Raw genomic sequence first — 24676 nt, forward strand, 5'->3', positions numbered from 1 at the left:
TCGGCAAAGATCAGGCGCAACGTGTCGGGGTCGCCGCGCCGGCTGTCATGCAGACTTCATCGGTTTTCATCGGGCTTTCCGCACGTTTTCGTCGTCTCCAGTGCGAATTTTTAAACCCGTCAAAAACCTTTTGGATCGCGGATTTCCGTTCCGGACATTGAACGGGATCGATGTTTGGGAGACCGGAAAGCCGGGCGCCGCATACCGGCGCGGGCGCCCGGCGGCACGGTGCGCCGCCGGGCGAAACGGAGGGTGGGGAAAACGAGCAGCCGGGCGGCTGCCATGTGCGGCCGGGGCGCTGCACAGGTCACGTCACGCCGCGTTCAGTTTCTGCCGGCGCGGGTAGACGGCGATCGCATCGCCGTGCTTCTGCTGCACGATCGGCAACCGGCGCGCCGCGATCGGCTTCGCCTATCACGTCGAGCGGGAATCTGCGCGGCGCTGCTGCGGCGCCGCGCCGGCGTCAGAACGGCTTCGTCGGCAGGTACTTGCCGTCGAGCGTGATCACCGCGCGCGAACCGCCTTCCGGATCGTCGACCTTCTTCACATCGAGCCGGAAATTGATCGCGCTGATGATGCCGTCGCCGAACTTCTCGTGAACGAGCGCCTTCAGCGTCGTGCCGTACACCTGCAGCATTTCGTAGAAGCGGTAAATGGTCGGGTCGGTCGGCACGCGATCGTCGATGCTGCCGCGCAGCGGGATCGTCTGCAGCAGCAGCACCGCGTCGTCGTCGAGGCCGAGCTTGTCGGCGACGCTGCGCGCGGCGTCCGCCGGCAGCGCGTGCTGGCCGAGCAGCGCGGCCGTCACGAACGCTTCGCTCAGGCCCGTGCCTTCGGTGAGCTGCGCGAACGACAGGTTCTTGCGCGCCTTCGCGAGCACGACGGCCTCCGCGAGCGCGTGGCGGGCTGTCTGACTGTGCTGGGACTGGATCATGGCAATTCCTCGTGGTGGGGTGGGAGCGATTCAGGCCGCGACGGCGAGCGTCGCGGGAGTGGCGCGGACATCGGGATGGTCCGCGAGCGACACGAACCGGCCGGTCGCGCCGTCGTAGGCGTCGATACAGCCCGATTCGATGTCGTAGATCCAGGCGTGCAGCGCGACGCGCCCTTCTTCGAGCGCGAGCCGCACGGCTGGATGCGTCTTCAGGTTGGCCAGTTGCGCGACGACGTTCTCGCGCACCATCGAGTCGATCCGCTCGCGCTCGCTGCGATGCGTGCGCGCCTCGTTCACGACGCGCGCCGAATCCGCGTAGCGCAGCCAGTGGCCGACGGCCGGCATGTGGTCCATGCACTGGCAGGTGGCGATCGCGGTCATCGCGCCGCAGTCGGAATGGCCGCAGATCACGACGTCGGTCACGCGCAGCGCGGCGACCGCGTATTCGACCGACGCCGACACGCCGCCCGGCTCGGGGCCGTACGACGGCACGATGTTGCCGGCATTGCGGATCACGAACAGGTCGCCCGGTTCGCGTTGCGTGACGAGTTCGGGCACGAGCCGGCTGTCCGAACACGAGATGAACAGCGCCCGCGGGTTCTGGCTGCGTGCGAGGTCGCGGAACAGCGCGGCGCGCGCCGGATAGGCGTCGCGCTGGAACTTCAGGAAGCCGTCGATGATGTCCTTCATCGTGTGTTCTCCGGTGCAGGTGAATTCGATGAAGGGCAGGTTACGCCGGACTTCCGATAACGTAAAAGACTGATTTATGATCCAGTCGATAAGCCAGTCTTATAGGAATCGCCATGCTGCTGCGCCATATCCACTACTTTCTGGCCGTCGCCGAGCACCGCAGCTTTACGCGCGCGGCCGCCGCGCTGCACGTGTCGCAGCCCGCGCTGTCGCAGCAGATCCGGCAGCTCGAGGAGACGCTCGGCGCGCAACTGTTCGACCGCACCGGGCGCGTGACGACACTGACCGACGCCGGCGACGTGTATTTCCGCTATGCGCGGCAGGCGCTGCACGATCTCGCGGAAGGCCGGCGCGCGATTCACGACGTGCAGGATCTGAGCCGCGGCTCGCTGCGCATCGCGGTCACGCCGACCTTCACGAGCTATCTGGTCGGGCCGCTCGTCGAGGCATTTCACGGCCGCTATCCGGACGTGTCGCTGTCGGTGCAGGAGATGTCGCAGGAACGCATCGAGGCGCTGCTCGTCGACGACGCGCTCGACGTCGGCATCGCGTTCGACGGCGTGCAGACGGCCGATATCGAAGCGCACGCGCTGCTGGTCGAAACGCTTGCGCTCGTCGTGAACCGCCGGCATCCGCTCGCCGGGAAACGCAAGGCCGGCCTGCGCGCGCTGCACGACGCGCCGCTCGTGCTGCTCACGGCCGAGTTCGCGACACGCGTGCAGATCGACCGCTATTTCCGCGAGCACGACGTGCGGCCGCGCGTGTCGATGGAAGCGAATTCGCTGGGTGCGGTGATCGAGATCGTGCGCCGCACGAATCTCGCGACGCTGCTGCCCGCGACGATCGCGACCGGGCACGACGACCTCGCCGCCGTTGCGCTCGACCCGGCCGTGCTGCGCCGCACGGCCGTGCTGCTGCAGCGCAAGGGCGCATACCGGAGCGCGGCCGCGCGCGCGTTCGTCGAACTGGCGCTCGCGTACGGGGCGGGAAAACCGAAGGGGAAAGGCCATGCGCGTGCGACGCGCGAGAAGACAGCCGGCTGAATGCCAGCCATGCGGCGCGGCAGGCCACGCCGCCGCGCGCGGAAGTCCGACGTGTCACTCGAACGAAACGCGCGCGCGGCGTTGAACCGACGCGAACGGAACGTGCGTCAGTTGTATCCGAGAATCGCGACAGCCGCGACGTCCGGCCGGTCGATCGTATTCCCGACGAGCGATGTCATCGGCTCCTGCAGCACGGCCTGATAGGACGTCACGCGCGGCTCGCCGGATGCGCCCGAATCATCGGGTGCCGGTTCGTCGAATGCGGCATCGAAACCGCTGTAAAACCCCGATTGCTTCTGCGAAAAAGTCATCTCCACTCCTTTACGTGATTTTTTTAGAAACCCGAACCAACCTGATTCAAAGCCGCCGCATGCACCGGCGCGCCGTCGTGCGCGGCCTCCGAGCGCGCAAGCTGCGCACGCGTGCGCCGCGTGATGTGAATCACCGCGAACACGACCGGCGCGATCAGCAGGCCCTCCGCCAGTTCGGGATCGACCGGCAGGTTCATCACGTGCAGCGCCTTGAACGCCGCCGTCGCGAGCGACAGCACGTAGTACGAAATGGCGGCCACCGACAGCCCTTCGACCGCATGCTGCAAGTGAAGCTGGTTGCGCGCGGTGCGCTCCATTCCCGCCAGCAGGCGCGTCACGTCCTTTTCCTGCGCGAGATTCACACGCGTGCGCAGCAGGTCGACCGCCCGCGCGATGCGCGCGGCGATCTGCTCGTGGCGCGCCCAGACGCTGCGGCAGGTTTCCATCGCCGGCGCGAAGCGGCGCTCCATGAATTCGGCGATCGTCGGCATCCCTTCGATGCGCTCCTCGCGCAGTTCGTGAATGCGCGCCAGCACGAGCTTTTCGTACGCCCGCGACGCGCTGAAGCGCGCGCCCGATCCCGACAGCGATTCGACCCGCACCGCAAGATGCGTGAGCTTGACGAGCAGCGCGGTGTCGTCGCCGTCGGCGCCGCTCGCGTCCATTTGTTGCATCAATGCGTGCAGCGCCGCGTGGATCTCGTCGAGTTCGCGACTCATCCGGCGCGCGACGGGCAACGCGAGCAGCGCCATCATCCGGTACGTTTCAATTTCATACAGGCGCTGCAGCAGCCGCCCGCCCTGCTCCTCGCGAAAATCCTCGTCGACCACGAGAAAACGCATGAAGCCGTCGTCGCGCACGTGCCAGTCGCAGAACACCTTGCCGCCGCCGAGCACGTTGCTGCCGACGAGCGCGGGCCCGTCGATCCAGCGGCGCAGGTCACCGCAGACGAGCCGCGCGGCGTCGCCCGACAGCAACTCCATGCGCACCGCGACGAAGCGGATACCGGCGAGCCGCGCGAACCACGCGGCCGGAATGCCTTCGATCGCGAGATCGTCGAAATAGCCGGTGTCGCGACGTGGTGCGACGAACGTGAAGGTCGAGAATTCGGTGTGGCGCTCCCACTTCAGATGCCAGCCGCTCGGCGACTGCACCGCGTGGTGCGTCGCCCCTTCGTGCGGCGCGGCGAGGCCGGTATCGCAGCACAGCGCGTGCAGCAGCGTTTCGTGGATGTCGGGCTGGCCGTCCGCGTAGATCGCGTAATGCGTGAGCGACACGGCTTCCGCAAGCCGCAGGAACGGCCGCGCATGCAATTCCGCAGCCAGTGCCGCGCGCAACGGATGGTCGATCATCGATACACCACGCTTTCCTGTTCAGTGCCGCACGCCGGATCGACCGGCCCGAACGCCGCGTTGCCCTCGGGCGTAACGTCAGCGTGATCGCACTATGGCAGACACACAGCAACAATAAAAACGCATAATGCTGATCGTTACGTTCAGTTTTCCTGATACCCATGAAGATGCTCGATCACGACGTGCTGGCCACCGTCGTCGCCGTCGCGGAGACCGGCAACATGACCCGCGCCGCCGAAGCCGTGAACCGCTCGCAGTCGGCCGTCAGCATGCAGATCAAGAGCCTGGAGGACGCGATCGGGCGGCCGCTCTTCGTGCGCAAGCCGCGCAGCATCGTGCTCACGCGCGAGGGCGAGGTGCTGCTGGGATTCGCCAGACGAATGCTGGCGCTGCGCGACGAGGCATGGGCGGCCGTGGTGCGGCCGGAAGTGACGGGTAAAGTCGTGATCGGCGTGCCGGACGACTATGCGTCGTCGCTGCTGCCGTCGGTCCTGAAGAAATTCTCCGCGACCTATCCGAAAGTCGAGATCCAGGTGATGGGGCTGCCGAGCAGCGCGCTCGCGCCGCTGATCAAGGACGGCACCGTCGATCTCGTTTGCGGCACGCGCATCAAGGGGCTGTCCGGCGACTTCATCCGGCACGAGCCGATGGCGTGGGCCGCGATGACGAACGGGCCGCGCGTGTGGGAAGAGCGGCCGCTGCCGATCGCCGTGTTCATGCCGGGCAGCGTCGCGCGCGAGAACGCGATCCGCAGCCTGGAGCGCGCAAAGGTGCCGTACCGCACGTCCTATGAAAGCCCGAGCCTGCTCGGGCTGCTCAGCATGGTCGAGGCCGGCCTCGCGGTCGCGCCGCTCGCGCGCTGCGCGATTCCCGCGCAACTGTCGATGCTCGGCCGCTCGCACGGGCTGCCCGACCTGCCGCCGCTCGAACTGATCCTCGCGCGCAGCACCAAGTCGAAGCGGCCGCCGTGCGACTTTCTCGCGGAACAGCTGATGGAAGACCTGCAGCGGCAGACCGGGCAGGCCGGCGACGCGTGATCAGCGGGTCGGGCCGAACCCGGCCGCGGCCAGCGCCGCATTGACGTTCGCGGCGATCGCGTCGACAAGCGCTTCGAGCGTGGCGCCGCTGACCTGCCGCTGTGCCGGCGCGAGATGCTCGGCACGCTGCCAGCCCCACTGCGCGCCCGAGGCGACCGACAGCGTCGCGCCGAACCGGTTTCCGTGGTGATGGCCGAAAATGCTCACGCGCCGCTCGGCCACATACGCCTGTTCGGGCAGGCACAGCCGGATCTCGACCGCCACCTGATGCGGATCGTTCACGCGCGCGGCCGGGCTGACCGTCGCCGGGAACACCTTGCCGATACGCCAGGTCACGCAGGTCTCCCACGCCTCGAGCGGACCGCCCATCGCGTCGACCCGCTCGGTGTCGACCGACCACTGATGCCGCGGCGGCAGGACGATCGCCTGATGCAGCAATACTTCGGCCACACGCACCGTCGTCAGGAGCTGACGCGCGAGCTGCTGGCCCGACGGCAACGACGCGGTCCGTGTGCGGCGCCCTTCCGGCCGCGCGATATGCACTGCTTCCATGAGGCCCATGACCCCTCCGTATTCATGATCGGCGCCGCGCCCGCGGCGCCGCACGCCTGTCCGTCGCCTGCCGGCGGGCGGCAACGGCGCCAGCCGCTCGGGCGGCGGTGCGGACAAGCCATACGGGAACGAGCAACAATCGTTCCTTGCGTCACCGCGTGCTCGGTGCAATGCGCAACCGCCGCGCGACCGGCCCGATCACCGCGTCGGTCTGCTGCGCGATCAGCATGTGCAGCGTGAATTCCAGGTCTTCCGGCGCGATGTCGAAGCGCACGTGGATCACGTCGCGCACGGCCCGTGCGCTGACGACGTACACGCCGAGCGGGGAATGCAGCAGCGCCGCGAGCCGGGCCCGGGCGTGTTCGCCGGAGTCGGCCGTCAGCGTGACCGGCAACTGCAGGCGCGGGCGCGGCGGCGCAAGCGGGATGACATCGGGGTGAGCGCGGGCGCGCAACTGGCGGCCGGCGACATCGAAGGTGGGAACGGGATGGATGAAGGTCATGGAGCGGACGGAAGCCGTCTCGGCTGTTCGACACATCCCGAGCTTAGAAGAGCCCGCATAAACGGCGTGCAAAAAAACGGGGCGCCGGTGCAAAAAACGGCATGGGGACATATCACGCACCGGCAGGAAGCCGGCGGCAGGCGGCACGTTCCGCCTGCACGCACGGTAACTGCGCGCCACGGCTCGCGTCGGCGTCGGCTGGCGCCGCGGCCGCCCGGCCCCGCTACACGAACGCTTCGAGCGACGCGCGCCGCCGCGCGTCGACCATCGACTCGCGCAGCGACACGAGATCGTCGGTCAGCGGATCGCAGATACCCGGCGACCGATGCAGTTCGAGGTCGGCCGCGGGCAGCGGCGGCAACCCGTCCGCGTCGTCGAGCACGCGCCAGTTCCCGGGCAGCGTGCAGCGATCGATCATCCGGCAGCGCACGCCGTACCGCATTCGGGTCGATCGTAGACAAGCCGCTTGCGGGACGAAGGACGCTCGCGCTTGCGCATTGCTCACAATAGTTTGCAGTTCCACGGCAGGCTGGTCTATATGATCTGCGTGTCACCGCCGTGGCGGTACGGGGAAATGCAATACTGCGGCCACGCGCCGCAACGAGCCCAAATGGCTCGACGAACACAACGTATCGGGGGCTACGCCAATGGAGCGCAACGAACACCAAAAATCGCACGGCGCTGCCGGTTTCTGGCGACGAACCGCCGCCTTTTCGATCGATTCGATCATTCTCGGACTGATCGGGCTGGCGATCGCGATTCTGTTCTTCGATGCCCTTTCGACGATTGGCGAATGGGGAAGGCTGATCGGCTTCCTGATCGGTTCCATTTACTTTGGCCTGCTCGAGGGCCGGAATCGGCACCAGTCGCTCGGCAAGCGGGTGATGCAGATCCGCGTCGCCGATAGCGTAGCCCCTGACGGATCCGGTCCCGGGTACCTTCGCGCGTGGGCACGGTACGCGCTGATCGCCGTTCCGCTGATACTCGGCGGCATCGCCTTCATCGACCTGCCCGCGCTTCACGAGCCGGGCATGGAATGGCTCGCCACCGCAAACGGCGCGATCATGTTCTTCTGGGGCATCGCATTGCTGTATCTGCTCGCGTTCAACAGGCCGAGCCGCCAGTCCGTACAGGATCTGCTCACCGCCAGCAGGGTCGTGCGAGTCGCGGCCCCTGTCGAGGACGCCGCTCCGGTTAGCCGAAAGCACTGGGCAATCCTGGCTGTCCTTGGCGTGCTTTTGTTCGTCGGCAGTCGTTTTGCGGCAACGCGGCTGATCGATGACAATCGCCTGGCCGATATCCATCAGATCCAGCGTGCGGCATCCAGCGTTCCGGGCGTGCTCCAGAGCGGCGTCTGGATCGGCAACATGCGTGCGGTCGGCCCAGCGGGCCAGACGGCGAAAACGGTCGCCACCATCACCGTGGTCACGAGTACGCCGACGATGCTGAACAAGGCCGGGGCGACCGCTGTTGCTCACGCAGCGCTTTCTGCATCGGCCTGGCTGCGGCAGCAGGATCTCGTCAACGTGGTCAGTGTCCGCGCAGTCAGTCTTGGCATTGCGACGTGGCGAAACCAGTTTTTCATGGGGCGCTCGCCTGCCGAATGGGCCGCAACTGTCGGCACCGGGTCGACGTGACGATGCAAGCGTGACCGCCGCTCACCCCATTGAGCCGTGCCCGTCCATCGGACGAAAGCGAAGGGCGCGCAGCGCAAGCAACGATCCCGGCGCCGGCGCACGCGGCCAGTGATTGCGGCGATTGCAGGCCCATGCGAAGCGCGCATCGGGCGTCGCCACGTCGAATCGCTGCGCCCGTTGAACAAGATGGAACACACGTCCATACATACACCGGAGCATCCTGAATGAGTGACATTGGCATCGACCTGCCGATCTGGGTCATCCCGATCCTTTACGGCGCCATCTACTGGCCAGTGACGCTTTTTTTCGGCTCCCTCAGCCTGTATGTCGGCCTGACTCGCCTGCACGGCATCCGTCGTATTGCGTTCATCGTCATCGCGCTCCCGCTACTCGCCGTTGCATGCCTCGGGATCTATTACGTCGTCGCAGGAAATTGAGCAACGGCGCATTGCCCCGTGACTGCACGCTATCCGCGGATATCCGGGTTCGATCGTGTCATCCCGTGTCGTGAAACGCCAGCCACCCCGTCAACCGTGACAGGTCGACAGCCGACGATCCGTCGATACACTGTGTGCCGCCCCATCCGAAGGAGTGTCACTTGAAGCACTGGCGCCGCACCCGGTCCCCATCCGCCGCCGGCCTCCCAGCCGCGCGCTCCGCCCTCGCCGAACCGGGCAGCCCGCAATGAGCACCGGCCCGCGCAACGCGCGGATCGACCTGTTGCGCGGCGTGTCGATCGTGCTCGTCCTGCTGCATCACTTCAACATCCCGTACTCGCTGCGCGACACGTCGCTCGCGCGCGCAGTCGGCTGGGATGCGGTGCATGCGGTGGCGCGCAACGGCAACTACGGCGTGACGATGTTCTTCGTCATCTCCGGCTACCTGATCACGTCGAACGCACGCCGCCGCTGGGGTAGCCTCGGCGCGCTCGACGTGCGCGCGTTCTACGTGTCGCGCATCGCGCGGATCGTGCCGTGCCTGCTTCTGCTGCTCGCGCTCGTCAACGGTCTCGCGGCGGCCGGCGTACCGATCTTCACGAATCATGCGCCGCAGGGCATCGCCGTGTCGTTCTGGCTCGTGAATCTTGCGTCCCTCACATTCTGGATGAACGTGCTGATCGGTGCGTACGGTTGGGTCAACTACGCGCTCGGCGTGCTGTGGTCGCTGTCGGTCGAAGAGGTGTTCTACCTGTCGTTTCCGCTGCTGTGCATCGCGCTGCGCCGCGACACGCGGCTGGTCGCGTTCTGGCTGCTGATCGCCGCAATCGGCCCCGTGTACCGCTTCACGCACACCGGCGACGAAGGCGGGTTCCTCTATGCGTACTTCGCGTGCCTCGACGGCATCGCGATCGGCTGCTGCACCGCACTGCTCGCCGAACGCGCGCGCTGGCAGGTGTTCGCGGCCACGCCGGTGCAATGGCTCACGGGAATCGCGATGGCCGGGCTCTATCTCGCGTGGCCGATCGCGCAAAGCCATGTGCCCGGCGTCACCGCGATGGCCCTCGGCACCGCCGTGCTGCTGATCGGCGCGCATGCCGAACGCGAACCCGCGCACGGCCGCGCACTCGCGCCGCTGCGCTGGAGCGGCCGGCTCAGCTACGAACTGTACCTGTTCCACCTGATCGTGCTCGGCGCGCTGCGCACGTTCTGGCCGCCGTCGGCCATGCAGGGCGACACGAAGCTGCTGTTGCTGATCGCGTATCTGGCGTTGTCGGCCATCCTGAGCGCAGTTATTGCGCGCGGCTATGCGACGCCGCTCGACCGCTTCATCAAGCGGCTCGCATCGCGGCCTGCTGCTCGCGTAGCGGACAGCGCACGCGTGTAGCACGCCATCCGGATTCGATTCATGTTGCCGGTGCACCTTGCCGTTGATGCTTTCGAAATGAAAGGCGACGGCGGGAACCCGGTGTGACGGCAACGTGAATGGAAACCGGAAGGATCGGTATGAAAAATGAAAGCGCACGGCGAGGCGCCGCGTCCGGTCGCCTCGCGCGCGGCCGGGTCAACCGGCCTGTTCGGCGGCGGCGCGGCGCACGGTCACGATGCGCGCGGGCGGAATGTTTGCCCACACGATCCGGCTGCCGCAGCCGACCAATGCCGAATCGCGCAGCGGATGACGGCCGGGCGGCCGCAGGTCGTATGTGAACTGGATCATCACGCCGTCGGCCGACAGTACGCGACGGCACTGGCCGACGATCGCCGTCACGTCTTCGCGCGGCAGCGTGCGCAGCGGCAGACACGACACGATCGCGTCGACGCGCGCATCGGGCGGCAACAGCCGTTCGAGCTGCCGCGCGTCACCCCGCACGATCGAGATGCCCGGAAAACGTCGCCGCAGATGCTGGACGAACGCCGGCGAACGCTCGACCACGACGAGCCGCTGCGGCGCGACGCCGCGTGCAAGCAGCGCAGCGGTGATCGCGCCGGTGCCGCCGCCGAGCTCGACGACCAGCCCGTCGCCGTCCGGCACCGCATCGGCCATCTCGCGCGCCAGTTGCCGCGAACTCGGGCACAACGCACCCACCGCGGCCGGACGGCCGACCCACTCGCGCACGAACAGCGCCGACACACGCCACGCGTTCGGCCACATCATCGGCAACCCCTGAACGGTCGCGCCGCTGGCCTCGACGTGCCGACGGCTGCGTGGAACAGGGCTATCGCGACACGGGGCTTGGGCATGCGCATCCTCCTGGACGAATCGGACCGCCGCGGGAAGCGCGACGACCCATCGATTCTAGGAAATGCAAACTTAAGACGACGTGAAGATTGTCCCTGATTCCGCCGACCAATTCGTGCCAGATCGGCGACCGATGCGCGGCTGAACGTGCGCGGGATAGCGCTCGCCGGCGATCCCGACCTCGACGCGTCAAACCGGATGGCCAATAGCGTGCCTCCGTCGGAAGCGTCGCCGGCGCGAATCCCGATTGCCGGCTTCCTGGGCTGTTCAATTCATCCTGCGACTACGAACGCCCCCGGCACGCATCATCGATGCGGTACGCCGCGCGCGCCGCCGAAGCGTCGCACGCGGCGCACACATCACCGCAGATTGGTTCTGGCCAGTTCGACGATCTCGTCGCCGCGCCCGCTGAGGATCGCGCGCAGCATGAACAGGCTAAATCCCTTCGCATGCGCGAGTTCGATCTTCGGCGGCATCGCCAGCTCGTACTTCGACGTGACGACGTCGACGACCGCCGGCCCGTCATGCGCGAACGCGAGGCGCAGCGCTTCCTCGACGTTCTCCGAATGCTCGACGCGCACGCTGAAGATGCCCGCGCCCTTCGCGATCGCCGCGAAATCGGTCGGGCTCAAATCGACGTTCGTGTCGAGATAGCCGGCGGCCTTCAGCTCCATCGACACGAAACCGAGCAGGCTGTTGTTGTACACGACGATCTTGACCGGCAGCTTGAGCTGGCGCGCGGTGAGCAGATCGCCGAGCAGCATCGACAGCCCGCCGTCGCCCGACAGCGACACGACTTGCCGCCCCGGATGCGCGCCCTGCGCGCCGAGCGCCTGCGGCATCGCGTTCGCCATCGAGCCGTGGTTGAACGAACCGTGCAGTTGCCGCTTGCCGTTCATCGTCAGATAACGCGCGGCCCACAGCGTCGGCGTGCCGACATCGGCCGTGAAGATCGCGTCGTCCGCCGCGACTTCGTCGACGATCTTTGTCAGGTATTGCGGATGGATCGCGCGGCCCGGCGGCTCGGCCACCGCGAGATCGTCGAGCCCCTTGCGGGCGGCCGCGTAATGCTTCAACGCGTTTTCCAGGAAGCGCCGCTGGGTCTTGCGCGTGAGGCGCGGCAGCAGCGCCGCGACCGTTTCCTTCACGGTGCCGACGAGGCCGAGTGCAAGCGGGGCGCGATGGCCGAGCTGCGAGCCCTTCCAGTCGATCTGCGCGATCTTCGCGTGGGCCGGATAGAACGGCCGGTACGGGAAATCGGTGCCGAGCATCAGCAGCGTGTCGCACGATTCCATCGCGTGATAGCCGGAGCTGAAGCCGATCAGCCCGGTCATCCCGACGTCGAACGGGTTGTCCCATTCGACGAACTGCTTGCCGCGCAGCGCATGCACGACGGGCGCGCCGAGCGTGTCGGCGAGCGCGACCACTTCGTCGTGCGCGCCTTGCGTGCCGCTGCCGCACAGCAGCGTGACCGCCTCCGACGCATTGAGCAGCGCCGCGAGCCGGTCGAGATCGGCGTCGGCCGGCAGGATCGACGGCGGCGCCGCTTCGCTCCACGCGGGCGCCTCGTCCGGGCCGTCGCCGAGTGCAATGTCGCCCGGCAGCACGATCACCGCGACGCCGCGTTCGTCGATCGCGGTGCGCATCGCGCGCGCGAGCACGCGCGGAAACTGCGACGCGTTGGTCACCAGCTCCGCGAAATGGCTGCACTCGCGGAACAGTTCCTGCGGGTGGGTTTCCTGAAAGTAGCCGAGGCCGATCTCGGTCGACGGAATGTGCGCGGCGATCGCGAGCACCGGCTGGTGATTGCGGTGGCAGTCGTACAGCCCGTTGATCAGGTGCAGGTTGCCGGGGCCGCAACTGCCCGCGCACACCGCGAGCCGGCCGGTCGACGCGGCATCCGCGCCAGCCGCGAACGCGGCGCTTTCCTCGTGCCGCGTATGCATCCAGCGGATCGAACCGATCTGGCTCAGGCTGAACGACAGCCCGTTCAGGCTGTCGCCCGTCACGCCCCAGATGCGTTCGACGCCCGCTGCGGCGAGCGTCTTCGCCAGGTATTCCGCCATCGTCTGTTTAGCCATGCTGTCCTCGCTCGTTGATGGGTCGTCACACGAATGAACCGGCTGCGGCGGCCTGCCAGCGCCGTCGACGGGACGAGCATACGCGATCGGTTCAACTCGCGTCGTGAACGTGCGGCACGCCGATGCGGATTTCGTTCGGTCCCTTTCGGCGGCGTCGAACGACGGTCGGGAGGTCGTCGGCGAGCGAAGCGGACGAAGCGAATGGACAGCGAACGGGGCGCGCGCCGACGCGGCGCGCGTTCGCGGCGCTCGCGCCTACAGCGGCAACGCATGCGTCGACAGAATCTCCTTCAACACCATGAACGAACGCACCTGCCGCACGCCCGGCAGATACAGCAACTGTTCCGCGTGCAGCCGGTTGAAGCTGTCGTTGTCGCGCGTGCGCACCAGCATGAAATAGTCGAACTCGCCGGTCACGACGTGGCACTCGACGCACCCCGACACCTTCTGCGCGGCCTTCTCGAATGCCGCGAACGCTTCCGGCGTCGAGCGGTCGAGCACGAAGCCGATCACGACCAGCATCCCCGCGCCGAGCGGCTTCGGGTCGAGCAGCGCGACGATGCCGCGGATCAGCCCCATCTCCTTGAGCCGCTCGACGCGCCGCAGGCACGCCGGCGGGCTCAGCTTCACCTTCGCGGCGAGGCTCACGTTGGAGATCGACGCGTCCTGCTGCAGCTGCCGCAGGATCGCGCGGTCGATGCGGTCGAGCGGCGCCGCGACGTTGGCCGCCGCGGTGGGGTTTCGTTCTAATTTCATTGCGCCATGCTCCATTCTGACGAATCGAAATTGTTCAAAAGGTATTCATATCGTCGATAACGTAGGTTGGTACGACTTATTTCGCAAGCTCATTTCCCGCCTTCGTGCCTATCATTTTTCCACCGGGATGCCGCCGAAGGCCGCATCCGAACGACGCCCGCCGTTTCCTCACTCATCCACCCGCCATCCGGAGCCTGTCGATGAACCTGCAACGTTTCCCCCGCTATCCGCTGACCTTCGGCCCGACCCCGATCCAGCCGCTCAAACGCCTGAGCGCGCATCTCGGCGGCAAGGTCGAGCTGTATGCGAAGCGCGAGGACTGCAACAGCGGCCTCGCGTTCGGCGGCAACAAGACGCGCAAGCTCGAATACCTCATCCCCGATGCGCTCGCGCAGGGTGCGGACACGCTCGTGTCGATCGGCGGCGTCCAGTCGAACCAGACGCGTCAGGTCGCGGCCGTCGCTGCGCATCTCGGGATGAAGTGCGTGCTCGTGCAGGAGCACTGGGTCAACTACGAAGATCCCGTGTACGACCGCGTCGGCAACATCCAGCTGTCGCGGATGATGGGCGCGGACGTGCGGCTCGTGTCCGACGGCTTCGACATCGGCATCCGCCGTAGTTGGGAAGAAGCGATGGAGAGCGTGCGGCAGGCGGGCGGCAAGCCGTATCCGATTCCGGCCGGCTGCTCCGAGCATCCGCTTGGCGGGCTCGGCTTCGTCGGCTTCGCCGAGGAAGTGCGGCAGCAGGAAGCCGAGCTCGGTTTCAAGTTCGACTACATCGTCGTGTGCTCGGTCACGGGCAGCACGCAGGCGGGCATGGTCGTCGGCTTCGCGGCCGACGGCCGCGCGGATCGCGTGATCGGGATCGACGCGTCGGCCACGCCCGACAAAACACATGCACAGATCACGCGCATTGCGCGGCATACGGCTGAAATCGTCGAGCTCGGGCGTCGCATCGACGAGCAGGACGTCGTGCTCGACACGCGCTACGCGGGCCCCGAATACGGGCTGCCGAACGACGGCACGCTCGAGGCGATTCGGTTATGCGCGCGGCTCGAAGGCGTGCTGACTGATCCCGTCTATGAAGGGAAATCGATGCACGGGATGATCGACAAGGTGCGACGCGGGGAATTCGAGCCGGGCTCGAAGGTGCTGTATGCACACCTCGGCGGCGTGCCGGCGTTGAGCGCGTATGCGGAGATTTTCCGACAGGGGTGAGGCGGGCCGGGCGGAGGTGCGGCGCACCTGCGTCACGCCTCAGTCGAACCGGCACGGCATCCGCCAGGTTCAGCCCCGCTCATCGGGCCGTCTCGCGCAGTACCTTCATCTCGATGTCGCCGTAATACATCGTTCGCTCGATCACATCGGACGGGCGGGTCTTCCACCACCATTTGTAGAGGCCGAGCTTGAAGTAAGCGTCACGATCGTCCGGATACGCGTTCGGTACGCCCGTAACATGCACGACGCGTTCGCCGTTGCGGAAAACATCGGTCAGCGCGTCGACGCCTTGATCGTCCGGTCGATACCGCAGCACCCACCAGACCGGCTTCCCGCGATCCGCCGACGGGTCGCCGAACACAATGGACTGGCTCGGCATACCCGGCGCGCCGCGCACATCGACTTCGTACTTCCCGTTATTCAGCAGCAACGCAAACGGCGGTGACCCGTCGCTGCCGCCCTGATGCAACTGCGCGATGAGTTCCGGCTGTCTGGAATCGAACCGGTAGTCGGCGGGAATGACCGTCGACCAGCGCACCTCGTAGTCGCGACCGTTGACGAAGCGAAACACCGGGGAGAAGCTGATCTCGGAACGTGGCGTGCCGCTCGCCACGCTGCTGAAATCCTGCGAGCGGTTCATCGTCACCCTCAACAGCGTGCCGTGAATACCGGAAATTTCGGCGGTGGTGATGTTCTGCATCACCGGCTCCTGCAAACGAAGCCGCGAATCGATGCCGCGCGCCCAGTCCGACCGATAAAGGCGCGCATCGTCATGCTTGCCGCCTTCCGGGCCCGCGTGGCAAACCGATGCGACGAGCACGCATGCGGCAACGACGAATCTACCGCGCATTCCACTCCCCTTGTCGCCGAAACAGCCGCGACACATACGCGCGCGCCAGCATTGCCAGGAAGCGGCTGTTGGTCGACAGGTAGCGTTTCCACATCCGCCCCGGCTCCTGGATCACGCGAAACGCCCACTCCAGCCCGCTGCGCTGCATCCACGGCGGCGCCCGCTTCACCTTCCCGGCCACCACGTCGAACGTCCCGCCCACGCCCATCACGAAATCGACGCCCAACTGCGATTTCCAGCGATTGATGAAGTTTTCCTTGCGCGGCGACGTGATCGCGACGAACAGCAGCCGCGCACCCGACCGGCGGATGTCGTCCACGACCGCCTGTTCGTCGTCCCAGAAATAGCCGTGGTGATATCCGGCGACCGGCAGCCGCGGATAGCGTGTCGCCGTCACGGCGACGACCCGCTCGACAACCTCCGGCGTCGCGCCGAGCAAATAGACCGGCAGCCCTTTCGCTTCGGCCAGCGCTAGCAGCCGATCGAACAGATCCACGCCCGCGACGCGTTCCGGCACCGGGATGCCGAGCAGCCGCGCGCCCCAGACGACACCCATGCCGTCGACGTTGACGATGTCACATTCGCAGACCGACGCGGCGAGTTCCGCATCGCGCTGCAGGTTGACGATCTTCGCGACGTTGACGACGACGTGCTGCGTGAATTGCCGGTTCTCGACTCTCGCGCCGATCCAGTCCACCGTATCGTTCATCGACATCAGATGGATCGGGCACGAAAAGAATTCAGCGCGGTTCATTGCAAGGCCTCGCCATCATTTTTTTTAACATCCGCACTATCGTTGGCAAATCGCGACGACCGGTGCAGCAATGCATACAGCTCTTTCAACTTCGCCGACACATCCGCGGAGAAGTAACCGAGCGCCACAAGCTTCTCGCGCCCATTGGATCGCACGCCAGCTTCCAACACTTCGGCAAGCTCGTTCGTGAGACGGCCCGCGTCGTGGTCGAACACCACCATGCCCGGCGACACGTCGTCGAGCAGTTGCCGCACGTTGCCGACATCGACCGATACGACCGGCAGATTGAGCGCCATCGCTTCCTTGACCGATTGCGGCGACCCTTCCCGGGTCGACGTCATCAGCAAGCACGCGGCACGCGCCAGCAGGTCGCGCACCTCGCCGCGATCGAGACCGTCGATATGCCGCTCCTGCACCCGGATGCCGTGCTGTTCCGCAAGCTGCCGCAGCACCAGCGAAAACAGCGGATAGTTCTTCTCCGGCCGCTTCGGCGACGACGGGAAAACAACGATCGGCACGGCGGATTTCATGCGCGCATCGTCGCGATCCTCAGCGAAGACCGTCTCATTGACAGCACACGGAATCGTCACGCAACGGCGGCGCAGCCGGATCAGACGCGACGAAATCTCCGCACTCACACCGATGCACGCATGCGCGAAGCACGCCATCGATTTCGACACCGCGCGCATCCAGAGCGGCCCCAGGATGTCCGTGCCGTGGAACGTGATGACAACCCGCGCTTTCGTGAACAACCGGATCAGCGGTGCGGAACACGCGCTCAGGCCGAAGTGGTAATGCACGACGTCGTACCGGCCCGCACGAGCGGCCTTCCAGACCTGCCAGGTCGAGCGCAGGTATTCACGCTTGTCGCGATACCCCTCGATGACGATCACATCGACCGTGCAGCCGCCGGACCGTCGCAGCGCCTCGACCTGCTCGGTCACGAACACGCCTTGCCAGGGGCTCGCGCGGTTGCTGCCGAGATACATGTTCGTAACGACGAGAATTTTCATGAGCGAACCTCCACCGCCCCGCCGCGATGCGCCGGGCCAACGCGGGGCCGCCCCCACGAGAACGCATACATCGCCAGCAGCGCGGAAAATACGTAAGACGGCGACACAAATGCCATCGAGAAGATGTTGTCGAAACAGAACGCGCCGACGATGTAGAACCAGACAGCCGGCTTGCATCGCCGTTGTCCGTATCCGAGCACGAAAACCAGCCACGCCAGCGCGCCGAACGTGCCCATCTCGACGAACAGGTGCGGATAGAACGTATCGGTGGTCTTCAACAACCCGCCGAGCCCGTACCAGTCGAAGTAATAGAGCTGGTAGAGCGGCGACGAGAACTTCACCGATGCCGGGCCGCCGAAGCTGCCCAGCCCTTCGCCGAGCAGATTGCCGTTGCGGATCGACTCGAACATCACGCGATAGGATTCGGCGCGGGCCGAATTACCCGCGACGACGTAGAACAGGATCTTCGCCATGCCGACCTTCAACAGCGCATCCAGCACGCCCATCGCCATCAGCACGAGCATCATGCCCGCGATGCCGGCGACAGCCAGCCACGCACGCACATCCCTGACGTTCCTCACGAACGGATAGAGCGCCAGCGCCGCGAACAGCTTGAACGAGAAGCCGAGCAGCGCGAACACCAGGAAACCCCACGACGCGATTGCCGCGCGACGGCCGGACCAGTACCAGCGGCACAGCAGAAACGCGCAGAGATTGATGAAGCTGAATTCCGAAAAGAATCCCATCCACCCCTGCGCACGCAGGAACAATCCCGAGTCGATCCGCACCGGCATGAACAGCGGCAACCCGATCGCGTACGACACATAGAAATACAGCTGGAACAGGTCGTTGCTCACGACCACGCCGATGAACGTCCTGACCAGCACGTCGAGCCGGTCGCGGTACGGGAAGATCGCCACCGTGATCGCGACCGGAAAGAGGAAGCGGACGAGTTCCTCGACCCCTGCATGGACGTTGAACGACAGCAGCATCCCGATGCAAAGCGACACGGCGATGGGGAGCGCGACGACGGCCAGCCGGTGAAAGCGCGGGCGCAGCAGAATCGCCGCGAACACGAGGCCGAACGCGCTCATCTTTACGACCTGAGAACGATCGTCGTCGAGCGTGAGCAGCGTGTCGCTGACGCAGAAGACCAAGTAAGCGAGCGCCAGCAGTCCGGCGCCCAGGTCGGCGACGCGCGATCGACGATGCGGCACGATCGCCGGGAATCGGGCGGCCGCGTTCATGGACGCGCTCCCGACGCCGCCGGCGTCGCTTTCGTATCGGCTGCATCCAATGCCCCGATCGACTCCGCATAGGCCGTGCATACCCGCCGTGCATGCATCACGACGATCGCGTTCCGGATCAGCGTCACGACCACCGCGGACGCCAGCATGCAGAAGAACCCGGTTTCGCCGCCGATGACGACGCAGCCGCCGAGCAATGCGACGAACAACACCGACGTACCGATGTTGATCCGCGCGGTGACCGCGCTCTGCTCGAACACCATCATCACGTTGCTGCTGACGACACCGAGCACGCCGGCTGCGCACTGGATCGACAGCAGCACGCCGCCCGCGAGCACCGCGGACACGCCGTCGCCGTCGAGCCCGTATCGGTATGTCAGTCCTGCCACCATCGCAAGATTCGCGACAAGTACGACCAGATTCGACAGGTCGATATTGCGCCGCATCGCGCCCAGCGTCGCATCGAGCGGCGCCTTGTCCTTCTTCCGCTTCACGAGGTCCGGCAATTGCGCGATCGAAATGGCGCGCGGCAGCAGGTTGCCGATCGCGGTCGCCGAAGAAAACAACGACAGCATCCCCGCGAACGACGCACCGCACATCGCCTTCGCCACCGGTACGGTCACCAGCGCGATGCCGCCGGACAGGAAATTGGTCAGTCCGAACTGCAGCCCCTTCACGTCGATGCGCATCGAAAACGCGCGACGATCGGGTGCGCCGATCGCGGCGAACATCGCGACGGCCACCACGACCAGCGCAACGGCCAGGCACGACGACGCGGAATGGCCGTGGCGCGTGCCAATCCACAGCATCGTGCACGAGCCCACGATCAGCAGGCAGTCGAACGCGATCGTGATCCGGTAGCGGCGGTACGACACGAAGAAATGTCGCGCGAGCTGATACACGGTCCAGCCCCACATCAGCGCGACCACGCCGCCGAGATCGAACGCGACGAGACCGGTCGCGGACACCAGCACACATGCGAACGTGGCGGCCACGGCGGTCCATCCCGCCATCGACACCAACGAGTAGAACGCGCCGCGCGCCGCCTGCTTCCCGTCGGTCGCCGGTACGCGTACCAGAATCAGCGTCGCCCAGCCGATGGCCGTGAAGAAGCCGATCATCTGCGCGATCGACAGGTTGGACGCCGCAGCCCCAAGCTCGTCCAGCGAATAGATCCGCTGGATGACCCAGAACGTCAGCACGCGATAAAGACCGGGCGCGCCGGTACAGACAAGCGCTTCGACACGGCCCAGCAGCTTTTCGGCGTCGGCATTCCGCAGCATGATGTTTGTGCGCCCGCCCGTTACCCACGCGCCAGTACGCCGCGCGTGTCGATCACGACCTTGGTCTGCAGCCGCACCGGGTCCATTCGCCGGAACGGCGCGTGATCGACGAGGATCACGATTACGTCGGCTTCGGCCAGCGCGGTGTTCAGATCGCACAACCGGGTCTTCGCTTCCAGCGATGCCGGCAACGCGGCGATGTTGGGTTCGACGACCAGCAGCGTCGCACCGGCGTTCCGCGCCAGCGCTTCGACGATCTCCATCGCCGGGCTCTCGCGCAGATCGTCGATATCCGCCTTGAACGCAAGCCCGAGACACGCGATCACCGGCTCGCGGAAGCGGCTCGCCGCCTGCCGCACGCGCTCGTAGACGAAATGCGGCTTGTCGTCGTTCACGTTGCGCGCGGTTCGGATCAAACGCGCGTGCTCCGGCGCGGAATCGACGATGAACCACGGATCGACCGCGATGCAATGGCCGCCCACGCCCGGCCCCGGCTGCAGCACGCTGACGCGCGGATGGCGGTTCGCCAGCCGGATCAGTTCCCACACGTTGATGTCCAGTTGGTCGCAGATCACCGACAGCTCGTTCGCGAACGCGATGTTCACGTCGCGAAACGCGTTCTCGGTCAGCTTGCACATTTCGGCAGTGCGCGCATCGGTCAGGATGCACTCGCCGCGCACGAACACCTCGTACAGTTCCTGCGCACGCGTTCCGCATTTGCGCGTCATTCCGCCGATCACGCGGTCGTTCTCCACGAGTTCGCGCACGACGTGGCCCGGCAGCACGCGCTCGGGGCAATGCGCGATACGGATGTCCGAGCGCTCGCCGGTCTGTTGCGGAAAGGTCAGGTCCGGGCGTTGCGCCGCGAGCCACGCGGCAATTTTTTCGGTCGCCCCGACCGGCGAAGTCGACTCCAGCACCACCAGGTCGCCCTTCTTCAGCACCAGCGCGATCGACCGGCATGCGGCCTCGATATAGGTCAGGTCCGGCTTGTTGCCATCGGCAAACGGTGTCGGCACCGCGATCAGGAACGCATCGGCCGGCTCGGGCGTTGCCGTCGCGCGCAGGTAGCCTTGCGTCACGGCGGCATGCACGAGCATGTCCAGTTCGGGTTCGACGATATGGATCTCGCCGCGATTGATCGTGTCGACCGCGTGCTGCGACACGTCGACGCCGACCACGCTTTTACGGCGCGCGGCAAAGGCCGCCGCGGTGGGCAGGCCGATGTAGCCCAGCCCGATGACGGAAACGGTTTCGAATGACATGAATGAGGTTCTCCAGACGTCGGGGGATTCAGCAGGGCGAGCCGGCAAGGTATGCCGGCCCCTGCGTCAGGATCGGCGGCGAGACCAGCAGATCCGCAATCCGCTCGCTTGCACGGCCGTCGCCATACGGGTTGTGAGCGCGGCTCATCGCGCGATAGGTGCGGCCGTCTTCCCAGAGCTCGACCACCGCGCCGACCAGCCGCTCGACTTCGGTGCCGACCAGCCGGACCGTGCCCGCCCCGACGGCTTCCGGCCGCTCGGTGGTGTCGCGCATCACGAGCACCGGCTTGCCGAGTGACGGCGCCTCTTCCTGGATCCCGCCGGAGTCGGTCAGGATCAGCCACGCGCGGCTCATCAGATAGACGAACGGCAAGTACTCCTGCGGCTCGATCAGCATGACGTTGCCGATGTCACCGAGCAGCCGCGTGACGGGTTCCCGCACGTTCGGATTCAGGTGCATCGGGTAGACGACGCGGCACTCCGGATAGCGCTTCGCGATGGTCGCGATCGCTTCGCAGATCTGCTCGAACCCGCGGCCGAAGTTCTCGCGGCGGTGGCCGGTCACGAGAATCATGCGCCGCTCGTCTTCGACGAACGGAAACCGCTCGCGCATCTGCTGCACCAGCGCCCCGTCGTGGTTGAGGCGCTCGGTAATCGTCAGCAATGCGTCGATCACGGTATTGCCGGTCACGTGCACGCGGTCGGCTTCGACGCCTTCGGCCAGCAGGTTCGCCCGTGAGGTTTCGGTGGGTGCGAAGTGATGCAGCGCGAGCGCGCCCGTCACCTTCCGGTTCGCCTCTTCCGGCCACGGTGAATACAGGTTGCCGGTGCGCAGCCCGGCCTCCACGTGACCGACCGGAATGCGCCGGTAGTACGCCGCGAGCGTCGCGCCGAGCGTCGTGGTCGTATCGCCGTGCACGAGCACGAGATCGGGCCGGAACGATTCCAGCACCGGGTCGAGCGCATTGAGGATGTGCCCGGTCAGGCTGCCCAGCGTCTGCCCGGCGCGCATCAGGTCGAGATCGAAATCCGGCACGATGCCGAACAGGTCGAGCACCTGATCGAGCATGTGGCGATGCTGGGCCGTCACGCAGACGCCGCAACGCACGCCTTCGCGCGCCCGCAACGCGTGAACGAGCGGCGCCATCTTGATGGCTTCCGGGCGGGTGCCGAACGTAACGAGGATGTTTTCGTGGTGATGAGTCATCGGAATCTCCGTCGGCGGATCACGTGCGATCCGCAGCGGTTTGCGAATCGGCGTTGTCATACCCGTACGCGCCGTAGTTGCCGTACTGGGCGGAACGCAGCCCCGGCCGGAAGCCGTTGAACACGACCGCGGTCGCGCGCGCGCCGGCGCGTTCGATCCGCTTCGCCGCTTCGAGCAGTTCGCCCGAGGTCGTCACGCCGGCGCGTGCCGCGAGAAGGATCGTGTCCGCATGCGCGGCCAGGACGACGGCGTCCGTCACCGGCAGGAGCGGCGGCGCATCGAGCAGCACGACGTCGTAATCGCGTGCAACGTGCGTCAGTAACGCAGACAGACGATCGGACGACAGCAGTTCGACGGGCCGGTCGACGTGCGGGCCGGCCGGTAACAGGTCGACGTTCGGCGCGACGTCGCGCACGATGGCGGCGGCGGCGGTCCCGCCGCCGCGAAGGACGGTCGACAGGCCGATCTCGGGCCGCATGCCGAAGCGCCTGGCCAGCTCGCCACGACGCAGGTCGCTGTCGATCAGCAACACGCGCTTGTTCGACTGTCCGAGCAGCGCGGCCACGTTGGCCGACACGAACGATTTCCCGACATCCGCGGACGGTCCCGTGATCAGCACGCGGTTGCCGTCGGGCCAGTCCATCAACTGGAAGCGCAGCGCCGTGCACAGGCTCCGCAGCGCCTCGACCGCGGGTTCGTTCGGTCGCGCCAGCGCCAGGACCGTCGCCTCACTTGCCGCAGCGTCGCGCCGCGCGAGCCGGCGTTGCGCAACGCTGTGCGGAATCGTCGCCATCACGTTCAGGTTCGTGTCGCGCTCGATCTCCGCGGGATCGGTCACGCCGCCGAACAGCACCGCGCGGCCGACGACTGCGCACGTGCCGAGCACGAGCCCCATCAGTGCGGCAATTACCGTGACCAGCGTCGGCTGCGGCCGCACGGGCTCGTCCGGCACGATTGCGCGATCGATCACGCGCACGTTGCCGATCTTGCTCGCGGTCGCCAGGCGAAGCTGCTGGATGCTGTTCAGCAAGCCGACATAGATCTCCGTTTGCACTGTCACATCGCGGCGCAGGCGTACGACGTTCTGCTGCGCGTCGGGCAAACGCCGGATCGTGTCGTTGATCGTCCCGATCTGCGCCTTGGCAGCGGCGATCCGCCGGTCGACCGCCGCGAGTTCCGGGTGAGCCGGCGTCAGCGTCGACGCCAACGCCAGCCGCTTCTGTTCGAGTTCGAACAGCGACATCTGCGCGGCGGTCGATTGCGTCAGCATCGCCTTCGCCTGCTCGGTCAGGTCCACGATTTCGTGGCGGGCCTGGTATGCATTGAGGCGATCTTCGGCGGCGCGCAACTGACGCTCCACGGTCGGTACCTGGTCGCTCAGGAACGCCAGCGACTTCTCGGCGGTAGCTGCCTTGCGGCTCGCGTTCTGCCGAACGTAGTTGTCGGCGATCGCGTTCAGCACGGCGGCCGCGCGCTCCGGATCATGGTTTTCGTACGACACGCCGATCACGCCGGACTGATCCTTGCCGCGATTCGCTATCGCCAGTTTCTTCTGCAGTTTGGCGAGCACGACCTGCCTCGAGTCCGCCTTCACGACGAACTGCGCGCCCGCTTCGGCTTCGATGCCGGCCACCCGCAGCGTCACGTCGCCTGCGGCCGTCTTCACGCGCAGCGGCTCGCCGATCGCGCCTTCCACGTCGCGATCGAGATCGCCGCCGGACAGACGATAGCGCCCGTCGCCAAGCGACGTGACGATGAACGCATGTTTCTGGAAGTCGCGTGGCACGTCGAATGCCGGAACATCGATGCGCTCGTTTCCCCAGACGAATCCGCCGATCCCGAACAGGCCGGGCGTCGACAGCCCGCGATTGAAGCGCGCGACGGCGGAGCCGATCACGGGCACGCGGCGCGGACGCGCTTCGATGTGCAGATGCTGACCGTCGACGACCGGTTCGGTCACGAGCCGCGAGCGCAGGATTTCCATCTCGCCGTCGTCGGTCGACTTCACGTCGAACAGCGCGCCAAGGCCGCCGACGAGCCCGCCCTCCGCCATGCTGCGCAGGTCCGAGCCGCCGCTTTCGACCTGCACGGCAATGTCTGCCTTGTAGACCGGCTTCGCGACGAGTGCATAGCCGGCGCCAAGCGCGGCACACGCCGCCGTGACCGCGACGATGCGGCCTGCGTGCCGGATCAGCAGGTCGAGGATGCCGCGCACGTCGAGTTCATCGGCGTCGCGTAAATGAGGTTGGCGTGGGTTCGATGCGTTCAT

24 protein-coding genes are annotated in these 24676 nt (G+C 66.4%); 6 read left to right on the forward strand and 18 right to left on the reverse strand.

Annotated features, from left to right (window positions below; all coding sequences use genetic code 11):
- Positions 1–463: 463 nt before the first annotated feature.
- Positions 464–934 (reverse strand): cyanase, encoded by a 471-nt coding sequence (gene cynS, locus HWX08_RS18540; protein ID WP_069259046.1) that lies wholly within the window; start codon positions 932–934, stop codon positions 464–466.
- Between the two features lie 30 nt (positions 935–964).
- On the reverse strand, positions 965–1624 hold the full coding sequence (locus HWX08_RS18545) for a carbonic anhydrase (RefSeq protein ID WP_174920315.1): 660 nt from the start codon (positions 1622–1624) through the stop codon (positions 965–967).
- Positions 1625–1737: 113 nt separating this feature from the next.
- On the opposite strand from HWX08_RS18545, the gene cynR reads away from it, so the two are divergent.
- Entirely contained in the window at positions 1738–2667 is a 930-nt protein-coding gene (gene cynR, locus HWX08_RS18550; RefSeq protein ID WP_107310786.1) for a transcriptional regulator CynR, read from the forward strand.
- 107 nt (positions 2668–2774) lie between these two features.
- On the opposite strand, the gene HWX08_RS18555 is transcribed toward cynR, so the two are convergent.
- Both HWX08_RS18555 and HWX08_RS18560 read right to left on the reverse strand, forming a co-directional pair.
- Positions 2775–2978 (reverse strand): hypothetical protein, encoded by a 204-nt coding sequence (locus HWX08_RS18555; protein WP_174920314.1) that lies wholly within the window; start codon positions 2976–2978, stop codon positions 2775–2777.
- 23 nt (positions 2979–3001) lie between these two features.
- Positions 3002–4330, reverse strand: coding sequence for a DUF3422 family protein (locus HWX08_RS18560; RefSeq protein ID WP_174920313.1), 1329 nt, complete (start codon positions 4328–4330; stop codon positions 3002–3004).
- 161 nt (positions 4331–4491) lie between these two features.
- On the opposite strand from HWX08_RS18560, the gene HWX08_RS18565 reads away from it, so the two are divergent.
- Positions 4492–5367: a LysR family transcriptional regulator gene (locus HWX08_RS18565; protein WP_069259041.1), complete on the forward strand. Its 876-nt coding sequence runs from the start codon at positions 4492–4494 to the stop codon at positions 5365–5367.
- Here HWX08_RS18565 and HWX08_RS18570 read toward each other — a convergent pair whose 3' ends face one another.
- The 3 genes from HWX08_RS18570 to HWX08_RS18580 form a co-directional block, all read right to left on the reverse strand.
- On the reverse strand, positions 5368–5928 hold the full coding sequence (locus HWX08_RS18570; RefSeq protein WP_107310783.1) for a hypothetical protein: 561 nt from the start codon (positions 5926–5928) through the stop codon (positions 5368–5370).
- Positions 5929–6070: 142 nt separating this feature from the next.
- Positions 6071–6421: a hypothetical protein gene (locus HWX08_RS18575; RefSeq protein ID WP_069259039.1), complete on the reverse strand. Its 351-nt coding sequence runs from the start codon at positions 6419–6421 to the stop codon at positions 6071–6073.
- Positions 6422–6644: 223 nt separating this feature from the next.
- Entirely contained in the window at positions 6645–6863 is a 219-nt protein-coding gene (locus HWX08_RS18580; protein ID WP_244122718.1) for a hypothetical protein, read from the reverse strand.
- Positions 6864–7068: 205 nt separating this feature from the next.
- Between HWX08_RS18580 and HWX08_RS18585 the strand changes: the two genes are divergently transcribed.
- The 3 genes from HWX08_RS18585 (at position 7069) to HWX08_RS18595 (ending at position 9882) form a co-directional block, all read left to right on the forward strand.
- Positions 7069–8058, forward strand: a complete 990-nt coding sequence (locus HWX08_RS18585; RefSeq protein ID WP_174920312.1) for an RDD family protein — start codon at positions 7069–7071, stop codon at positions 8056–8058.
- A 224-nt stretch (positions 8059–8282) separates the two neighbouring features.
- On the forward strand, positions 8283–8495 hold the full coding sequence (locus HWX08_RS18590; protein ID WP_174920311.1) for a hypothetical protein: 213 nt from the start codon (positions 8283–8285) through the stop codon (positions 8493–8495).
- Between the two features lie 247 nt (positions 8496–8742).
- On the forward strand, positions 8743–9882 hold the full coding sequence (locus tag HWX08_RS18595; protein WP_174920309.1) for an acyltransferase family protein: 1140 nt from the start codon (positions 8743–8745) through the stop codon (positions 9880–9882).
- Positions 9883–10059: 177 nt separating this feature from the next.
- Here HWX08_RS18595 and HWX08_RS18600 read toward each other — a convergent pair whose 3' ends face one another.
- The 3 genes from HWX08_RS18600 to HWX08_RS18610 all read right to left on the reverse strand — a co-directional run bounded on the left by HWX08_RS18600 (position 10060) and on the right by HWX08_RS18610 (position 13571).
- Entirely contained in the window at positions 10060–10650 is a 591-nt protein-coding gene (locus tag HWX08_RS18600; protein ID WP_174920307.1) for a class I SAM-dependent methyltransferase, read from the reverse strand.
- Between the two features lie 443 nt (positions 10651–11093).
- On the reverse strand, positions 11094–12815 hold the full coding sequence (gene poxB, locus HWX08_RS18605) for a ubiquinone-dependent pyruvate dehydrogenase (protein ID WP_107310780.1): 1722 nt from the start codon (positions 12813–12815) through the stop codon (positions 11094–11096).
- Positions 12816–13070: 255 nt separating this feature from the next.
- Positions 13071–13571 (reverse strand): Lrp/AsnC family transcriptional regulator, encoded by a 501-nt coding sequence (locus tag HWX08_RS18610; RefSeq protein ID WP_174920305.1) that lies wholly within the window; start codon positions 13569–13571, stop codon positions 13071–13073.
- 200 nt (positions 13572–13771) lie between these two features.
- Between HWX08_RS18610 and HWX08_RS18615 the strand changes: the two genes are divergently transcribed.
- Entirely contained in the window at positions 13772–14788 is a 1017-nt protein-coding gene (locus HWX08_RS18615) for a 1-aminocyclopropane-1-carboxylate deaminase (protein ID WP_174920303.1), read from the forward strand.
- 79 nt (positions 14789–14867) lie between these two features.
- Here HWX08_RS18615 and HWX08_RS18620 read toward each other — a convergent pair whose 3' ends face one another.
- The 8 genes from HWX08_RS18620 to HWX08_RS18655 all read right to left on the reverse strand — a co-directional run bounded on the left by HWX08_RS18620 (position 14868) and on the right by HWX08_RS18655 (position 24676).
- Positions 14868–15488, reverse strand: a complete 621-nt coding sequence (locus HWX08_RS18620) for a heparin lyase I family protein (RefSeq protein ID WP_174920301.1) — start codon at positions 15486–15488, stop codon at positions 14868–14870.
- A 139-nt stretch (positions 15489–15627) separates the two neighbouring features.
- A complete protein-coding gene (locus HWX08_RS18625; RefSeq protein ID WP_174920299.1) occupies positions 15628–16392 on the reverse strand; it encodes a WecB/TagA/CpsF family glycosyltransferase in 765 nt (254 codons plus the stop codon).
- Positions 16389–17405: a glycosyltransferase gene (locus HWX08_RS18630; protein WP_174920297.1), complete on the reverse strand. Its 1017-nt coding sequence runs from the start codon at positions 17403–17405 to the stop codon at positions 16389–16391. Before HWX08_RS18630 ends, HWX08_RS18625 begins: the two co-directional genes overlap by 4 nt.
- Positions 17402–18652, reverse strand: a complete 1251-nt coding sequence (locus tag HWX08_RS18635) for a hypothetical protein (protein ID WP_174920295.1) — start codon at positions 18650–18652, stop codon at positions 17402–17404. The genes HWX08_RS18630 and HWX08_RS18635 overlap by 4 nt, the downstream gene beginning before the upstream one ends.
- A complete protein-coding gene (locus tag HWX08_RS18640) occupies positions 18649–19935 on the reverse strand; it encodes a hypothetical protein (RefSeq protein ID WP_174920293.1) in 1287 nt (428 codons plus the stop codon). The genes HWX08_RS18635 and HWX08_RS18640 overlap by 4 nt, the downstream gene beginning before the upstream one ends.
- Positions 19936–19955: 20 nt before the next feature.
- Positions 19956–21200 (reverse strand): UDP-N-acetyl-D-mannosamine dehydrogenase, encoded by a 1245-nt coding sequence (wecC, locus tag HWX08_RS18645; RefSeq protein ID WP_174920291.1) that lies wholly within the window; start codon positions 21198–21200, stop codon positions 19956–19958.
- Between the two features lie 28 nt (positions 21201–21228).
- Positions 21229–22407 (reverse strand): non-hydrolyzing UDP-N-acetylglucosamine 2-epimerase, encoded by a 1179-nt coding sequence (wecB, locus tag HWX08_RS18650; protein WP_174920290.1) that lies wholly within the window; start codon positions 22405–22407, stop codon positions 21229–21231.
- A 19-nt stretch (positions 22408–22426) separates the two neighbouring features.
- Entirely contained in the window at positions 22427–24676 is a 2250-nt protein-coding gene (locus HWX08_RS18655; protein ID WP_174920288.1) for a polysaccharide biosynthesis tyrosine autokinase, read from the reverse strand.

The organism is Burkholderia metallica (genome assembly GCF_902832845.1).
Taxonomy (GTDB): Bacteria; Pseudomonadota; Gammaproteobacteria; order Burkholderiales; family Burkholderiaceae; genus Burkholderia; species Burkholderia metallica.

Coding starts and splice junctions, on each gene's coding strand:
- cynS (WP_069259046.1), bottom strand. CDS start 934: ATGATCCAGTCCCAGCACAGTCAGACAGCCCGCCACGCGCTCGCGGAG.
- HWX08_RS18545 (WP_174920315.1), bottom strand. CDS start 1,624: ATGAAGGACATCATCGACGGCTTCCTGAAGTTCCAGCGCGACGCCTAT.
- cynR (WP_107310786.1), top strand. CDS start 1,738: ATGCTGCTGCGCCATATCCACTACTTTCTGGCCGTCGCCGAGCACCGC.
- HWX08_RS18555 (WP_174920314.1), bottom strand. CDS start 2,978: ATGACTTTTTCGCAGAAGCAATCGGGGTTTTACAGCGGTTTCGATGCC.
- HWX08_RS18560 (WP_174920313.1), bottom strand. CDS start 4,330: ATGATCGACCATCCGTTGCGCGCGGCACTGGCTGCGGAATTGCATGCG.
- HWX08_RS18565 (WP_069259041.1), top strand. CDS start 4,492: ATGAAGATGCTCGATCACGACGTGCTGGCCACCGTCGTCGCCGTCGCG.
- HWX08_RS18570 (WP_107310783.1), bottom strand. CDS start 5,928: ATGGGCCTCATGGAAGCAGTGCATATCGCGCGGCCGGAAGGGCGCCGC.
- HWX08_RS18575 (WP_069259039.1), bottom strand. CDS start 6,421: ATGACCTTCATCCATCCCGTTCCCACCTTCGATGTCGCCGGCCGCCAG.
- HWX08_RS18580 (WP_244122718.1), bottom strand. CDS start 6,863: ATGCGGTACGGCGTGCGCTGCCGGATGATCGATCGCTGCACGCTGCCC.
- HWX08_RS18585 (WP_174920312.1), top strand. CDS start 7,069: ATGGAGCGCAACGAACACCAAAAATCGCACGGCGCTGCCGGTTTCTGG.
- HWX08_RS18590 (WP_174920311.1), top strand. CDS start 8,283: ATGAGTGACATTGGCATCGACCTGCCGATCTGGGTCATCCCGATCCTT.
- HWX08_RS18595 (WP_174920309.1), top strand. CDS start 8,743: ATGAGCACCGGCCCGCGCAACGCGCGGATCGACCTGTTGCGCGGCGTG.
- HWX08_RS18600 (WP_174920307.1), bottom strand. CDS start 10,650: ATGATGTGGCCGAACGCGTGGCGTGTGTCGGCGCTGTTCGTGCGCGAG.
- poxB (WP_107310780.1), bottom strand. CDS start 12,815: ATGGCTAAACAGACGATGGCGGAATACCTGGCGAAGACGCTCGCCGCA.
- HWX08_RS18610 (WP_174920305.1), bottom strand. CDS start 13,571: ATGAAATTAGAACGAAACCCCACCGCGGCGGCCAACGTCGCGGCGCCG.
- HWX08_RS18615 (WP_174920303.1), top strand. CDS start 13,772: ATGAACCTGCAACGTTTCCCCCGCTATCCGCTGACCTTCGGCCCGACC.
- HWX08_RS18620 (WP_174920301.1), bottom strand. CDS start 15,488: ATGCAGAACATCACCACCGCCGAAATTTCCGGTATTCACGGCACGCTG.
- HWX08_RS18625 (WP_174920299.1), bottom strand. CDS start 16,392: ATGAACCGCGCTGAATTCTTTTCGTGCCCGATCCATCTGATGTCGATG.
- HWX08_RS18630 (WP_174920297.1), bottom strand. CDS start 17,405: ATGAAAATTCTCGTCGTTACGAACATGTATCTCGGCAGCAACCGCGCG.
- HWX08_RS18635 (WP_174920295.1), bottom strand. CDS start 18,652: ATGAACGCGGCCGCCCGATTCCCGGCGATCGTGCCGCATCGTCGATCG.
- HWX08_RS18640 (WP_174920293.1), bottom strand. CDS start 19,935: ATGCTGCGGAATGCCGACGCCGAAAAGCTGCTGGGCCGTGTCGAAGCG.
- wecC (WP_174920291.1), bottom strand. CDS start 21,200: ATGTCATTCGAAACCGTTTCCGTCATCGGGCTGGGCTACATCGGCCTG.
- wecB (WP_174920290.1), bottom strand. CDS start 22,407: ATGACTCATCACCACGAAAACATCCTCGTTACGTTCGGCACCCGCCCG.
- HWX08_RS18655 (WP_174920288.1), bottom strand. CDS start 24,676: ATGAACGCATCGAACCCACGCCAACCTCATTTACGCGACGCCGATGAA.